Raw genomic sequence first — 15,869 nt, forward strand, 5'->3', positions numbered from 1 at the left:
CACGCCAGCGCGTCCGCGCGCTACCAGATGCAGGAGAGCCCGGCGGAGAACAGCGGCACGGAGGTCAGCGCACCCGCCGGGACCTCACTGTCCGCGGGGGAAGCCGTGACGGACTTCCTCATGGTGGTGGAGCTGCTGTTGATGTACCCCAGGTTGTACACAGTGCTGCTTGCGCGCTCACGCAGGTTCGCTCCGCACCACGGCTCGTGCGTAGTGCTGGCCAGCGTTCCCAGCGGAATCACCTTCACGTTGGACCATCCGCCGAAATAGTCGAGGTCCGCCGTGGTGGTGATGGGGTATTTGGCGCCAGCCACCCAGAGGTAGACCTGGCTGGTCGAGCGCTCCTGGACCAGGACCTTGTGTGAGAAGTTGATGAAGGGCCCCCGCCAATCACTGTTCGGGATGTCATTGACCATCCGCCAGTCATCCCAATAGGCCAGCTCCGTGGGCGACGGGATCCACCAGTACGCCTGCCCCACCACGACGTAGATTTCCGAGGTGCCTTTCTGGCGGATCAACGTGCCGTCCTGGGGAATCTGCGTGTAGGAGTCGATGGTCGCCTGGGACAGCGACACGAGGTTGGCGCCGGAGTACAGGGCATGCTGCGCGGGCGGGATGTAGAACCGGGCACCCCCCGCCACCAGGTAGCGGCTCGAGGTGTCGCTGCTGAGGAGGACGTACCCGTCCGGCACGGGCGCGTATCCCGCGAAGGCCTGAGCGCCGAAGAGGCCCAGGCACACGGCGAGCCAGCGAGGAAGGATTGCAAGGAACGAAATCGCACGCACAGGTTCTTCTCCGTTCAAGTGGGACTCCAGAGCAGTACCGGGATTGACGGACACGGGACATCGCCGTGCCGTCAGTGGCACCAGGCGTGTGGCGAAGCGGCCCAAGGCGTCCGCGGGCTGGCGCTTGGCCTCAAGCGCCCCGTGACGCGATGAGCGCGAGGTTGCGCGGCGAAAGGTGGGGATCGAAGAGCTGGAGGAGCTCGACCTGGAAGCCCAGTTCCTCCAGGAGGATCGCGCGATCGAGCAGGAGCACGACCTCCAGCGCCCGCGCGAAGCGGTCCCTCAGCAGATGGCAGAGCAGGAGGTCGCGCGTCTCGGCGCGAACGGACACCTCGAAGGCATCCAGCGCTGCATCCGTCATGTTCGCATCGAGGCCCAGGCGCTCCAGGCGGTCGCGCGCGTAGACGGCGAAGGGGCCGTCATAGAGCGCCCGGGGCGCGTCTCCCGCCCTGACGAAGCCGAGGTCAGGAAAGCGTTGCCTCGACAGGAGATCGAACGCGAAGCGCCACGCGTACACCTGCTTCATCCGCGCGAACTCTTCATCCGTCTTGTGGTGCCGTCCCCGCGTCGTCAGTGCCAGGGCATGCGGAGTGAAGGGCAGCGGATGCGCGCTCGCGAAGCGGGAGACGGGGAAGTCTCGCGGGGCCTCCAGCTTGTCGTAGCAACAGCCGATGTTCAGGACGAAGCCCGCCCCCTGGCTCTTGCGGAGCTGCGTGAGCGCGAGCGGCCCGCACGTATGCAGCCCGATGGTGGCCCGGTCCCGGCCGGAGAAGAGCGGATCGATTCGGGGTTGGAGCCCGTCCTCGACGGAGGCCTGGATGAAACTCAGGGTGTCCCCGCCCGGGAAGGGGGCTCTCGCCAGCCACCGCCGCCCCTTGTCCTGTAGCGCGGCGTCCCGATCGATGCTGTGGAAGGTCCACCCGAACGTCCGCGCACAGAGGCGGGCGAGATGTCCCATGCCCCCGCCGATGTCGACCGCTTGGTGGATGAAGCGCGTCCTGGGCGCGAGCAGGGCAAGCACTCGCTCCAACTCGTGGGCCTTCTTGGCGCTGAGTCCCTGCGTCTGCGCGACCGTCAGCGGGTGGATGCCCTCGTGCCAGGGCAGTGCCGTCAGTTCCTGGAGCGAGCCCAGGAGCGCGGACAGGGACGGAGGCGGGGTGCCCACGAGCTCCCCCTGGTCCAGCCGCCGCTCGCCTGCTTCATCGAGCGACCGGGCATGGGCCAGCCAGTCCCCGGGATATGCGGCACCGGTTTCAGGCCAACCCTGGAGGATGGAGCGGGACCAGAGCGGAGACCAGGGCCGGAGCTGGTGCGTGAGCGCCTCGAACCGCGCCTGGAAGTCCATGTCCGCGCATCCTACGCGCCGCCGCTCCTCCGGTGGGTGGGAGGACGGCGGCGGGAGACGAGCAGGGCCACGACGAGCAGCAGGGTCACCGAGGAGGCCGCGCCGCCCTGGCTGGAGGCGCAGCCGCAGCCGGTGCTGTCCGGGGGCAGCTCGGGCTGGAACTGCGCGCGGACGGTGAGGTCGAGCACGAGTTCCGCGCTGCCCTCGTCGTCATCCATCACGCGGATGCGCACGGGGAAGTGGCCTCCGGTGCGGGCCTCGGTCTTCCACGTATAGAGGCCCTCGGGCGTCACGGTGCCCGGGCCCTCCACGAGGCTCCAGGTCAGCGGGTCCCGGTCGCCCGCGGCGTCCGTGGCCTTCAACTGGAGCGACACGGTGTCGCCACCGCGCAGCGTCTGGGTGGGCACGGGCTCGGGGACCGGGGGCAGGTTGTCCACCCGCACCTCGCGCACCTCCTGCGAGAAGGCGCCCGCGTCGTCCGTCACGGTGACCTTCACGGTGTAGAGGCCGCTGTCGGCGTACGTGTGGGGGGCCTCGGGGCCGGAGGCCGGCGCGCTTCCGTCGCCGAAGTCCCACGTGAAGGTGAGGGTGTCCTGTTCGCCGCTGTCGCGGGCCTGGGCGTGGAAGGTGAGCGCCTCGCCCTCGTCGGCCCGGGCAGGAGCCTCTACCGGCACCAGCACCGGCGCCGCGTTCCGCACCTCCAGCACCCAGGACCGCCGCACGGTGTCGATGCCGTCCGTCACGGTGAGCACCGCTTCGTAGGTGCCTTCGTTGGCGTAGACGTGGAGCGGACTGGCCTCCTCGGAGGAGGCGCCGTCGCCGAAGTCCCACGTGAAGGTGAGGGCGTCGCCATTGGCGTCCGCGGCGGTGGTCTGGAAGTGGAGCGTCTCGCCCTCGAAGGGGCGCTGCGTCTGGAGGGCGACGGCCACCACGGGCGCGCTGTTGCCCACGCGCAGCGTCACCGTGGCCGGTGCCGAGGTGGCGAGGCCGTCCGAGGCGGTGAAGGTGAAGGTCGTGGTGCCGCGGAAGCCCTCCGCCGGGGTGAAGGTCAGCTCGGGGGGAGTGCCGCCCAGCGTGCCGTGCTCGGGCGGCGTGTGGATGGCGAAGGTGAGCGTGTCGCCGTCCGCGTCGGTGCCCGCGAGTATCAGCGCGGAAGGCTCGGGCTCCACCTGCAGCACCTGGTCGAGCGCGATGGGGGCGTCATTCACCGGGCGCACGGTGAGGGACACGGTGGCCATGGACGTGGATCTGCCGTCGGTCACGGTGAAGGTGAAGCTGTCCTCTCCATGGAAGTCGGTTGCAGGTGTGTACGTCACGTCCGGCGGCGTGCCGCTGAGCGTGCCGTGCTCGGGCTGGACGGAGAGGGCGAAGGTGAGCGTATCGCCATCCACATCCGTGCCCCGCAGCACCAGCTCCAGCTCCGTGTCTTCGTTCAGCGAAGCGCTCTGCGCCTGGGCCACCGGTGCGTCATTCACGGGTGAGACGGTGAGGGTCACCGTGGCCGCGGCGGACTCGGCGCCTGACGCATCCGAGACGGTGAAGGTGAAGCGGTCCTCACCGTGGAAGTCACCGGCGGGCGTGTAGCGCAGGTCCGGAGGTGTCCCCGTCAGCACGCCATGGAGTAGCTGTGTTCGAACGGTGAAGGCAAGCACTTCGCCATCCGCGTCCTGGCCTTCGAGCACGAAGTCCGCCCATCCGTCCTCCACCACGGGGACCGCCTTCGCCCGGGCCACGGGAGCGTCGTTCACCGGAGTCACCGTCACCGACACCCGCGCGGGCATGGAGCTGGTGCCCGCGGCATCCGTCACCTGGAAGGTGAAGCCGTCCTCTCCATGGAAGTCCGTGTGAGGCGTGTACGTCACGTCCGGCGGCGTGCCGCTGAGCGTGCCGTGCACTGGCAACGTGGCCACCGTGAAGGTGAGCGCATCCCCGTCCACGTCGGAGCCCGCGAGGGTGAGGGGTAGCGGCACGTCCTCCTCCGTCTCCAGCGACTGTGCCTGCGCGACAGGCGCGTCGTTTTCGGCCGTCACGGTGAGGGCCACGGTGGCGGGCGGGGAGGCCACGCCCGACGTATCCCTCACGATGAAGGTGAAGCTGTCCTCACCGTGGAAGTTCGGCGTGGGCGAGTACGTCACCTCCGGAGGCGTGCCGCTCAGGGCACCATGCGCGGGTCCGGTGACAATGGTGTACGTCAGCACGTCGCCATCCGCGTCGCTCCCCGAAAGCGTGAGCGGCCGGGCCGTGTCCTCACCCAGCGTCGCTGACTGCGCATGAGCGACGGGGGCAATGTTCACGGCCCTCACGGTGAGGCTCACCGTAGCGCTTGCAGGGAACCCCACTGGATCCTGCACCCGGAAGGTGAAGCTGTCCGGGCCGCGGTAGCCGGGGGCCGGCGTGTACCGCACGTTGGGAGCCGTGCCACTCAGGGTGCCGTGCGCGGGAGGCATGGTGATGGAGAAGGTGAGCGAGTCCCCATCCACGTCCGAGCCTTCCAACACCAGGTCCACGCTCGTGTCCTGGTCCAGCGAAGCGCTCTGCGCGTACGCCACGGGGTAGTCATTCATGGGCGCCAACGTGATGGACACCGGGGTGGGTTTGGACGCGGCCCCCAAGGCATCTGTCGCGATGAACGTGAAGCTGTCGTCGCCGTGATAGTTCGGAGTCGGCGTGTACTTCAGGTCCGGAGGTGTCCCCGTCAGCGTGCCGTGCTGGGGCAGGGTGTGCACGTGGATGGTGAAGGCATCGCCTTCTGGATCGGACGCCTGAAGCCGCAGATCCAGCACCCGGTCCTCGTAGCTCCCGATGTAGAGCGAACTTCCGGTGGGCGGGTCGTTCACCGGCGTGATGGTCACAGACACTCGTGCGGGCTCGGAGCTCTCGCCCGAGGTGTCCGTCGCGCGGTAGGTGAAGCTGTCGGCGCCGTTGAAGTCGTTGGAGGGCCGGTACGTGAGGACGGGCGGCGTTCCGGAGAGAGTGCCGTGCGATGGAGGCGTGACGATGGTGAAGGTGAGCGCATCCCCGTCCACATCGGAGCCCGCGAGGGTGATGTAGAACGGCACGTCCTCCTTCGTCTCCAGCACCTGCGCCTGCGCGACGGGCGCGTCGTTATCGGCCGTCACGGTGAGGCTCACGAGAGCGGGCGAGGAGGCCACGCCCGACGTATCCCTGACGATGAATCTGAAGCTGTCACTCCCGTGGAAGTTCGAGGTGGGCGTGTACGTCACCTCCGGAGGCGTGCCGCTCAGGGCGCCATGAGCGGGCCCGGTGACGATGGTGTACGTCAGCGCATCACCATCCGCGTCGCTCCCCGAGAGTGTGAGCGGCCGGGCCGTGTCTTCACCCAGCGTCGCTGACTGCGCATGAGCGACGGGGGCAATGTTCACGGCCCTCACGGTGAGGCTCACCGTAGCGCTTGCAGGGAACCCCACTGGATCCTGCACCCGGAAGGTGAAGCTGTCCGGGCCGCGGTAGCCGGGGGCCGGCGTGTACCGCACGTTGGGAGTCGTGCCGCTCAAGGTTCCGTGGGCGGGAGGCTCGTCGATGTGGAAGGTGAGCGTATCTCCGTCCACGTCGGAGCCTTCCAACACAAGGTCCACGCTCGTGTCCTGGTCCAGCGAGGCGCTCTGCGCGTGCGCCACGGGAGTGTCATTCACCGGAGTCACCGTCACCGACACCCGCGCGGGCATGGAGCTGGTGCCCTCAGCGTCCGTCACCTGGAAGGTGAAGCCGTCCTCACCATGGAAGTCCGCGTGAGGCGTGTACGTCACGTCCGGCGGCGTGCCGCTGAGCGTGCCGTGCTCCGGCAATGTGGCCACCGTGACGGTGAGCGCATCCCCGTCCACGTCGGAGCCCGGGAGGGTGAGGAGGAGGGCCACGTCCTCCCCCGTCTCCACAGCCTGTGCCTGCGCGACGGGCGCGTCGTTTTCGGCCGTCACGGTGAGGGCCACGGTGGCGGGCGGAGAGGCCACGCCCGACGTGTCCCTCACGATGAAGGTGAAGCTGTCCTCACCGTGGAAGTTCGTGGTGGGCGTGTACGTCACCTGCGGAGGCGTGCCGCTCAGGGCACCATGCGCGGGCCCGGTGGCGATGGCGTACGTCAGCACGTCGCCATCCGCGTCGCTCCCCGAAAGCGCGAGCGGCCGGGCCGTGTCCTCGCCGAGCGTGGCCGATTGCGCATGGGCCACGGGGGCCACGTTGATGGCCTTCACGGTGAGGCTCACCGTGGCGCTCGCCGGGAATGCCTGGGGATCCTGCACCCGGAAGGTGAAGCTGTCCGGGCCGTGGTAGCCCGGAGCCGGTGTGTACCGCACGTTGGGAGCCGTGCCGCTCAGGGTGCCGTGCGCGGGCTGCTGGGTGATGGAGAAGGTGAGTGGGTCCCCATCCACATCCGAGCCTTCCAGCACCAGGTCCACGCTCGTGTCCTGGTCCAGCGAGGCGCTCTGCGCGTACGCCTCGGGAAAGTCATTCATGGGCGACAAGCGGATGGACACCTGGATGGGCTTGGACGTGGCCCCCGAGGCATCCGTCACGACGTACGTAAAGCCATCCGTGCCGTGGTAGTCCGGAACCGGCGTGTACTTCAGGTCCGGAGGTGTCCCCGTCAGCGTGCCGTGCTCGGGAAGGGTCTGCACGCTGAAGGTGACGGACTCGCCTTCAGGGTCGACCCCCAGAAGCCTGATGTTCAGCAGCTGGTCCTCGGAGCTTGAGATGTAGATCGTGTCTCCGGTGGGCGGGTCGTTCACCGGCGTGATGGTCAGCGACACGGTGACGACCGCGGAGCTTTCGCCCGAGGAGTCCGTCGCGCGGTAGGTGAAGCTGTCGGCGCCATTGAAATTGTTGGAGGGCCGATACGTGAGGGCGGGCGGCGTTCCGGAGAGCGTGCCATGCGTCGGAGGCGTGACGATGGTGAAGGTGAGCGCATCCCCGTCCGCGTCCGTCGCCGCCAGGGTGACGGGGAGGGGCACGTCCTCGGCGGTGGTCAGTGACCGGGCCTCGGCCACCGGCGCATGGTTGAGGTTGATGAGCCGTGCCTGGATGCGCTCGGCCAGTGAGGAGACCGCTGGATCGGTGCGCTGGTACAGCAGCAGGAACTGGGACGGCGCATGCGAGGCGGTGGCGGGCCGCACTTCGTTCTGCGGCGACGCGGCGATGGCGAAGGGCGCTTCGATGAGCGCCCCGGTGGCGCCGGACACCTGCGCGCCGTGGATGTCCTGGTTGCTGGTGGAGGTCTGTTCCTCCCAGGCGACGAAGTAGTTCACGCCGTCCGAGGCCACGGTGGGGTTTCGCTGGGCGGTGGACGTCGTGGCGATGGCCAACCCCGACGGGTCCAGCGCCGTGTCAAAGACGGCGACGCGCGTGCCGTAGATGTCCTGAGAGGCGTTCCGCCCGTCCTGCCAGACGACGAGCCAGCCCCCCACCGAGGCGGCCACCGCCGGTGCCACCTGTCTGCCCGGAGCATTGCTGAGCACGAAGCCCCCCACCGGGCGCACCGCCCCCGCGCGGGACACGTGCGCGGCGTAGATGTCGTCCTCGTTGGTGACGTAGCTCCGGTAGTCCGTCCAGGCGACGAGGTACTCGGCGCCGTTGAAGGCAATGTCGGGCTCCAACTGGGAGCCGGTGTTGCCCGAGGTGAGGTTCGTGCCGTAGGTCGGCGTGACGGTGCCCGACGCGGTCACCTTCGCGCCGAAGATGTCCCACGAGGCGGAGGAGAGCTGGCCCCGGCCATCCTCCCAGACGACGTACCAGTCCGTGCCGTCGGAGGCCAACGCCGGCCTGCGCATGGCCCAGGATGCCGTCCCGATACTCCAGGCCGAGCGGATCACGCCCGCCGTGGACACGCGCACGCCGTAGAGGATTTCGTCGGTGGCGTCGTAGCGGTTGTCGTCCCAGGCCACCATCCAGTCCGTGCCGTTGGAGGCGACCGTCGGGTTGTCCTGCTCACCCCCCACCGTGCACAGGGGAATGCCCGAAGGATCCAGGACCACGCCCTGGCTCGTCACCCGGACGCCGTAGATGTCGGACTCGCCCGCGCGGTTGTCCCGCCAGACGACGAGGTAGTCGGTGCCGGTGCGAGCCACCGCAGGGGTGTACTGATCATTGGGCGCGGTGCTCAGCAGGATGCTGGTGGTGTCCCGGACCACGTCCTGCGTCGTCACACGTGCGCCACGCACGTCGTAGCCGCTGGTATGGGCCTCGTGCCAGACGACGAGCAGGTCTCCGCCGCTGGAGGCCACCGACGGCAGGTACTCGGACTGATACTGCGCGGACACCGCGACGGGCCCCCGGTAGGACGGTGTCCCGTCCCAGTCCACTCCCGTTCCATAGATGTCCGGATAGCCGTTCCGGGCGTCTTCCCAGACGACGAACCAGCTGTACCCCCGGGCCACGACGTCCGGATAGCTCTGGCTCCCGAGGAGCGACGTGAGGACCCGCCCATTCGGGGTGCTCACCGAGCCCGTGTTCGACACGACAGTGCCGTAGATGTCCCCATCGAAGGAATCGGCGCGCTGGTCCTCCCAGACGACGAGCCACGAGCCGCTGTTGGCGGCGACAGCGGGATGCCACTGGTTGCCGTCCATCGCGCAGAGACTCAAGGGGAACGCATCCCGCAGCGTGCCCGCCGAGGCGACGCGCGCGCCGCGGATGTCGAAGGCCCGCGCGCTGGTGTAGTCCTGCCAGACGACGAGGTAGTCCACGCCGTTGAAGGCGATGTCCGGAGTGGTGGCGAAGCCCGTCGACGGACTGATGCGCACCGGGCTTCCCACGGGCAGCCCCGCGCTGGACAGCCGGGTGCCCCAGATGACCGAAACCGAGCCGCTGTTCTCGTGCCAGACCACGAAGTACTCCGAGCCCGACGAGACGACGGCCGGCGCGTACTGGTAGCCGGGGAGCGCGGCGATGGGGATGCCAGAGGGGTCCAGCACCTGTCCTCCCAGGCTCACCCGCGTGCCGTAGATGTCCCGTGTCGACTCCTCCCACACGATGAGCCAGTCGCTCGCTCCCGGAGCGATGGACAGCCTGGAGGAGACCTTGTCACCGCGGGGAAGGGTGATGCCATTGACGTCCAGCACCTGACCCGAGCTGGAGACACGCGTGCCGGTGACCTGCTTGGTCGTCGCGGCGTAGTCATGCCAGACAACGAGCCAGGTCGAGCCATTGGCGGACACCACCGGCCCCGTCTGATCACCGACCTGCCGGCCAACGACGGGCGTGTCCATGCCGAACTCGGGCGAGATGCGCGGGTCGAGCACCGCCGGATACGCGGAGGCGTCCAGCACTCCGGCCGGGACGCGAAGCTGAATGTGGCCCTCGACGAAGCGGGCCTCCACCGGGGTGCGCTGGCCGCGCCCGTCCACCCAGGTGCCATGTCCGTAGCGGAAGCCCAGGCCCGTGCGGGCATCGGTGAAGTGAAGGCCCGTGCCGGTGGTGCCCTGGTAGGTGAGCCCCTTCACGGGGACCTCCACGACGAGGTCGCCCAGGCCCGCGGGCGCGTGCTCGAAGGTCCAGGACTGCTCCACGCCATCCTCGGCGTTGCGCAGGTGCTCGGTGACGTCGCCGCGAGCGAGCACGAGGTGGCCGTCCTGCTCGACGCGCTCCCGGGCAACGGCATCGCCCAGGCGCCGCGCTCCGCGTTTCAGTCCGGGCGTGCCCAGGGTGAGGGGCGCGCCCGCGAGCGGCGAGACGGACTTACGCGCCTTCGTCACCACGCCGGGCCTGGGGGCCGCGTCCGGCTTCCGGGGGTGGTGGTAGGGCGTGAGGGTGAGGCCCTCCGCGCCGGAGCGGACCGCGTACGTGGAGTGGCCGCCACTCCACGCCCCGTTCTCCGGACGCCAGGCGAAGTGCACCTGACGGATGATGGCGCCCACGTCGAAGGGGGCCTTCTCCAAATCCGGGGCGTGGGCCTCCGGGACGGCAGCCGGCGGGGGCGCCGTCGCGGCGGGAGCCGCTGCGTCGCGGGTGCAGGCCAGGGCCAGCGACAAAGCCAGCAGGCAGCCGATGCGGAAGGACGCGGGGAGCGGGGGCGAGGCGGGAGCGCGCACGAGGCTTCTCGGGGAGTGAAGGCGAGAGGGACGGCGGATTTTCGGGAGTGACGGAGCCGCGCCGTCCAGACAGACAACGGCGGCGCCTCAAAGCCTTGAGCGCCGCCCACCGCACATCGTCAGGAGCTACTCCTGGACGGCCGCGGACGCGGGCCCTCGCAACGACACGCGTTGCTCCAGGGCCCCCAGCGCGGCCTGCATGGCGTCCTTGTACGCGGGGTACCTGGTGGCTTCGTAGCGCCCCTTCGCCCGCTGGATGCGGAAGTCCCGCGTGAGCACGCCATCGGCCAGCCGGGACGCCAGCTTCCACGCCGCGTAGTCCGTGGTGCCGGAGCGCTCCGCCAGGTCCTGCGCCGGGATGTCCTGACCCGAGGGCACCTCGAAGTGGGTCACGCTCTCGATGACGAGGGGCGTCCTCGTTTCCAGGGGCGAGTCGCGTCGCTCCGTCTCCCGGAGGCTGAGGAAGTTGTGCTCCCAGTGCGAGGGCAGTTGCCCCACGATGCCGCCGCCCGCGGCGGCGAAGCGGCCGCGCACGACGTATTCGATCGTCAAGGTCAGCGGGCGCTCGGGCTCCTCCAGGTCGGGGACCTCCAGCGTGGTGACGCTCACGCCGGCCCGGGAGCCTCCCATCATGGAGGCCATCAGCTCCGCGCGCTCGGAGGGCTCTTCGCTGGAGAGGTAGTAGCGCAGGGCGGAAGCATGGCTTCCCTTCAGCGTCACCTGCTCCTTCACGTGCAGTGTCGTTCCCTGGAGGCGGACGTGCCGTTCGGCGTGCACGTGGCTTGGGGAGGATTCGGGGATGCGCACGAGCCGGGACTTCGTGGCCTCCAACACCAGCGTCTCCCGGCCGCCCAATGCCTGCTCACCACTGCTCATGGGCGCGACGGACTTGTTCGTCACATCCACGAAGGTGCCCCCGCCCACCGTCGGCAGGTAGACGACCATGTGGTCGAACTGATCCAACGAAGGCGTGTCCGCGACGATGGGTCCGCCCGTCCGCACGAGCGCCAGTTGCGAGGGAATTCCGGCGGCGCCCAGCAGCTGGTGCAGCAGGAGGGAGTGGTCCTTGCAGTCGCCGGTGCGGTTGCCGAGGATTTCATCCACGGTGTGCGGAATGCGAGCCCGGGCGCCGAAGAGGATGCCTCGGTAGGTCAGGCTCTTCTGGACCCACCGGGCCAGCGCGGCGGCACGAGTCGCCTCATCCTTCGCCGTCCCCGCCTCCTTGGCGGCCAGGGACTTCACGGCGGACGCGGGCGTGAGCTGCGCGGCGATGGACTTCAGGTAGTCGCTTCCCTCGGCCTCCCACGTCGTGCCGACGGGGGCCAGCCACGCCATGGGCAGGTACTCCTGATAGTCGGGCTGCAGACCCTCCTCGCGGTAGGGGGCGGGCTGCTCGACGACGAAGGTCAACGCATCGGGCGCCTGGAGGGGCTTGATGCCGGGCGAGGCCCGCCACTGCATCGCGTCCACGTCGCCATGGACGTAGAGCACGGAGCGTGACGCGGGGATGCTCGCGAAGAAGTCATGTTCGAAGAAGCGCATGGATTTGGGTGGCGTGATGTCTCGCCGGGTGACCACCACCTCCACGGTGTGCCCGGGCTTCAGCCCTGGCACGGGCACCACCAGGGTGCGGCGCTGGGTGCCCTGCTGCGCGGAGGCCCGGTCGGAGACGTAGCAGTCCTCCACCTTGCCCCTGGCCACCACGCGGCCCTGCTCATCCCGGACCTCCACCCGGTTGACGAAGATCTCCTCGGACAGCGGGTTGAGCTCGAACTCGAAGGTGTTGTAGCGCTCCACGCCCGCCGCGTTGTGCACCTGGACCCGGCGCAGGTCGGTGGTGCGCAGCTCCTTGCCCTTCACGAAGGAGATGGCGGTGGCCAGCAGGTGGTACTGGCCATTGTGGCCCTTGGCCTCGGCGGGCTTGCCCTTCTGCGCGAGCAATTCCGGCGGCAGCGCGACCTCCTCGATGGGTGTCTTGAGCACCGAGTTCGCCCCCTGGCCCAGCATGCCGGACACATGCTCGAGGAACTGGCGCGTGTCCGTGGAAGCGGGCTCCAGTTCCAGCGCCTTCTCCAGGGACGACTTGGCGTCCGCATAGCGCTTGAGCGCGTACTCCACGCGGGCCCGGGCCTGGTAGCCCGAGGGGGACTGCGCTGACTTGCTCACCATCTCCTCGGCGACTTCGAGGGCGAGCTTCGGCTTCTTGGCCTCCAGCCACGTGTTCGCCAGCGCTTCGGACAATTCCAGCGCGTAGCCCTCGCGCTTCTGCCGCTGACGCAGGAGGGCGGCGGCCTGTTCGGGGGCGCCCTTGCGCCGCAGGAGGCCCGCATGCATGAGCGTGGCGTCCGTCGAGTCGGCCCGCTTCCGGTACTTCTGGATGACCTGGAGCGCCTGCGCGACGCGGCCCTTCTCCTCCAGCAGCGTGAGGTACCGGTTCAGGTGGCTCTCGTTGGTGAGGCGGGAGGGGAAGATGGATGCGTAGGCCTGGAATCCTTCGGCCTCACGGCCGCTGCGCACGAGCAGGTAGGCCCGCCAGGACTCCAGCCGCGGCTCACCCCGGAACCGCTTCGCGTGGGCATTGATGAGCGCGAGCCCCTCCGCGTACTGCTCGGAGCTGGCGTACCCGGCCGCGGCGTTGATGAGCAGCATGGGCACGCCGGGCTCCAGCTCGAAGGCGCGCTTGAACCAGGGCGCGGCCGCGGCGAAGTCCTCCCGGTCGCTGTAGTAGCGCGCGATCTGGTCGAAGACCCTCGCGTGGGTGGTCGCGGCGGTCTTGCCCACCGCCGCGGAGCGGGGCGCCGTCGAGGGGGCGTTGAGCTTGACGGCATCCAGCGCCGAGCGGACCCGGGTGCCAAGCGTGGGCTGGTTCTTGGTCCACCATCCGGCGAGCAGGTACGCCATGTCCCCGTCGCGGAACACGCGCAGCTCGTACTCGTCGACCCCTCCCTCTTCACTCTTGGAGTCGTAGGAGAAGGCCTGTCCAGAGAGCTTGCCCGTGGTGACCTCGCGGGCATTGCGGACCGCGCCTTCGCGCGAGTCGATCTCGAGGACGCTCAGCAGGCCGTGGGCGAGGGCGTCCGGAGAGGGCTCCTCACCGAAGAGCCAGAGGGGGACGACCACCATGCTGGCGTTGTCACCGGTCGCGCCGAAGTCCGCTTCGGGGAACTCCGTCGCGAGGTTGGTGGGCCGAGTCCAGAGCCGCCCGTCCAGTTCGACGGAGTATCCATACTCCGTGGACTGCGCCGTCACGGGACTCGCGGCCGCGGCGGTGGGGGCGGCCTTGCGCTGGGGATCCACCAGGGAGAAGCGCGCGAACAGGCGGTCCGCCTCGGCGAAGAGCGCCTCCTCTGCCTTCGGGCTTCCCCACGCCACGAGCTGATACGCGTGCTCACCGCGCGCGTAGACCCAGTGCACGTAGGTCAGCGGCATGTTCGCGTGCTGGGCACGGGAGCGCAGGCGGATGCCCTTCAGCTCACCGACGGCAAGGGGTTCGCGCGACAGCTTCTCGACCGTGCCCGTGGCGCTCTCCAGGTTGGCGCTCACGATGTCCGCGAGCAGCTCGGTGCCCTCCGCTTCGTCCGCGAGCTCCCCGTCCGCGAACTTCTCCGGGACGATCATGAAGTACATCTGGGCGTCGCCGCCCCGAGCCATGGCGAACTTCGCGAGCTTGTTGAGCCGAGGTGCGTTCAGCGTGGTCCACGGCTTGCCCGGATGCTGGAAGGCGAAGTTCATCTCCTCGTCGCGGATGCCCTCCTCGGGCTTCTCCACCCGGAGGTTCGCCGGGATTTCATTGCGGCGGGCCATGACCCGGGCGAAGCCAATGCCCATGCCGGTCAGCATGAGGGCCGAGATCGCGACGGCCCACCACGCATGCGAGCGTCCCTTCAGGAGCCGTTCCTTGTCGGCGCGGAGCTCGATGAGGCCGGTGACCGCGAGGAACAGCCCCAGCAGCATGACGACGAACGTGAACAGCCCCACCAGGATGGCCGCCGGGGGCGAATCGAGCACCTTGAAGAACTGGACGAGGAGGATCACCAGCGCGGCGACATCCACGAGCATCAGCGAATAGACCGCCTTGCGGTTCGTGGAGGCATCCTGGAGTGCCTGCCAGCCTTTGAAGAGGCCGAAGAAAAGAAGAACGATCCAGATGAGCGAGCCGGTGGACACGTCCGGGTCCGTCGCCGCGGCGAAGAGCAGGGTGGTCATGTGAGGATGGACCGCAGCCTAGCAGCCGCGGTGCATGCCATCCCATCCCCCCGGGATTCACGAAGGACGATACGCGTCGGCTAAAGCGTGTAATTCATTGTCTTTCGGAAAAATCAATGCAGGGTCGAGGTCTGGGATTACCCATGCAGCTCGGGGGGGCTGCCCGCCTCCGCCGGTTTCGCGGGGGGAAATGCAAAAGAAATCCCGGTCCGGATTCCTCCAGGCGTGGGGGGCGCTCACAAGCCCTTGGAGGAAACTCGAATGGCGCCAGTCAGCGGAGCGGGGACGCGTCCCCGGACAGCGGTAGGTCAGGCGAACAACACCGGGGGGCCGAACCAGGTCGGTGACACGGTGCAGAAGCCGCCGTCGGACGTCGAGGCGGCGCTGAAGGAGCTCGAGCAGAAGCTGGGCAAGATCTTCAAGCCCGACGCCGAGGCCCTGGCGGGAGGGAAGCTGCCGCCCCGGCAGGGACGTGAGCTGCCCGCGGCCGACAAGGCCCAGGCCGAGCGAGCCGTCTCCGACTTCCTCCTCAAGGTGGGGCTGGACCAGGGAGAGAAGTACCTCCTGGGACCCAAGGCCAACTCGCCCCATGCGGCGGCTGTCCTCGGAACCCTCAAGAAGCTCGTCGGGCCGGAAGGGCTGAAGGTCAAGCTCGGGGACAAGGGTGACTTCACCCTCAAGGCGGAACTCGGCAACTGGCTTCAGAAGGCCGACCCCAAAGGCAGCGCGTCCGTCAAACTCCAGCTCACGAAGAACACCGAGCTGACGGGCTCCGCCAACTTCAACCGCGACGGGTTCGACAAGGGGGCGGCTGGTGTCACCTGGTCGAAGGACGGAACGAAGCTCACCGCTACTGGAGCCTTCAACAAGGATGGCTTCGACCGGGTGTCCGGAGGCGTCGAAAGGACACAGGGGCGCTTCACCACCACGGCGACCGCGACGCTCAACGCCCAGGGAGGCTTCAAGGCGGAAGGAGGCGTGACCTTCAAGAACCCCCAGGGCGTCTTCGGCCTGAAGGCTCTTCAGGACTTCCAGAACGGCTCCACGCGCATCGAAGGCAGCGTGAAGCGCGGGACCACGAACCCCTTCGAGGTGACTTCTGGGGCCAGCCTGAAGAATGGGGTCCTCTCGAGCGTGGATGGGAAGTTCAAGTGGTCGCTCGACAAGGGCCGCCTCACCCTTCAGGGCAACGCGCTCCAGGACTTCATGAAGGGGACGAAGAAGTTCGAAGGGCAGGTCAGCTACAAGCCCGGAGCCGACACGAGCTTCTTCGCGGCGGCCTCGGCCGATTCGAAGAACGGCTTCGGCGTGCGCTTCGGCGCCGCGATCCGCTTCTGATGCCCCCTGTCCGCCGGCCGCGTGAGCACACAAAGCCGGCGAAAGTGGCGGTACGCTCCGCCCCATGTCGACGGGCAGCGAGCGCTTGCGGAGAGCGGATCTGGTGATCCTGACCGCGCTCCCCTTGGAGTTCGAGGCGGCGAGGCAGGTGGACGC

General features: G+C 68.7%; 5 protein-coding genes. 1 reads left to right on the forward strand and 4 read right to left on the reverse strand.

Annotated elements, in window-relative coordinates; translation table 11 throughout:
- Positions 1 to 20: 20 nt before the first annotated feature.
- The 4 genes from ACX114_RS11395 to ACX114_RS11410 all read right to left on the reverse strand — a co-directional run bounded on the left by ACX114_RS11395 (position 21) and on the right by ACX114_RS11410 (position 14,375).
- On the reverse strand, positions 21 to 785 hold the full coding sequence (locus ACX114_RS11395) for a hypothetical protein (RefSeq protein WP_459297509.1): 765 nt from the start codon (positions 783 to 785) through the stop codon (positions 21 to 23).
- 130 nt (positions 786 to 915) lie between these two features.
- Positions 916 to 2,130, reverse strand: coding sequence for a methyltransferase (locus ACX114_RS11400; protein WP_459297511.1), 1,215 nt, complete (start codon positions 2,128 to 2,130; stop codon positions 916 to 918).
- An 11-nt stretch (positions 2,131 to 2,141) separates the two neighbouring features.
- Complete coding sequence (locus tag ACX114_RS11405; protein WP_459297513.1) at positions 2,142 to 10,169, reverse strand: Ig-like domain-containing protein; 8,028 nt, start codon at positions 10,167 to 10,169, stop codon at positions 2,142 to 2,144.
- A 126-nt stretch (positions 10,170 to 10,295) separates the two neighbouring features.
- Positions 10,296 to 14,375: a DUF3857 domain-containing protein gene (locus tag ACX114_RS11410; protein ID WP_459297515.1), complete on the reverse strand. Its 4,080-nt coding sequence runs from the start codon at positions 14,373 to 14,375 to the stop codon at positions 10,296 to 10,298.
- A 261-nt stretch (positions 14,376 to 14,636) separates the two neighbouring features.
- On the opposite strand from ACX114_RS11410, the gene ACX114_RS11415 reads away from it, so the two are divergent.
- Entirely contained in the window at positions 14,637 to 15,713 is a 1,077-nt protein-coding gene (locus ACX114_RS11415; protein WP_459297517.1) for a hypothetical protein, read from the forward strand.
- The last annotated feature ends 156 nt before the right edge of the window (positions 15,714 to 15,869 follow it).

It is taken from the genome of Corallococcus sp. M7 (genome assembly GCF_054512695.1).

Coding starts and splice junctions, on each gene's coding strand:
- ACX114_RS11400 (WP_459297511.1), bottom strand. CDS start 2,130: ATGGACTTCCAGGCGCGGTTCGAGGCGCTCACGCACCAGCTCCGGCCC.
- ACX114_RS11410 (WP_459297515.1), bottom strand. CDS start 14,375: ATGACCACCCTGCTCTTCGCCGCGGCGACGGACCCGGACGTGTCCACC.
- ACX114_RS11415 (WP_459297517.1), top strand. CDS start 14,637: ATGGCGCCAGTCAGCGGAGCGGGGACGCGTCCCCGGACAGCGGTAGGT.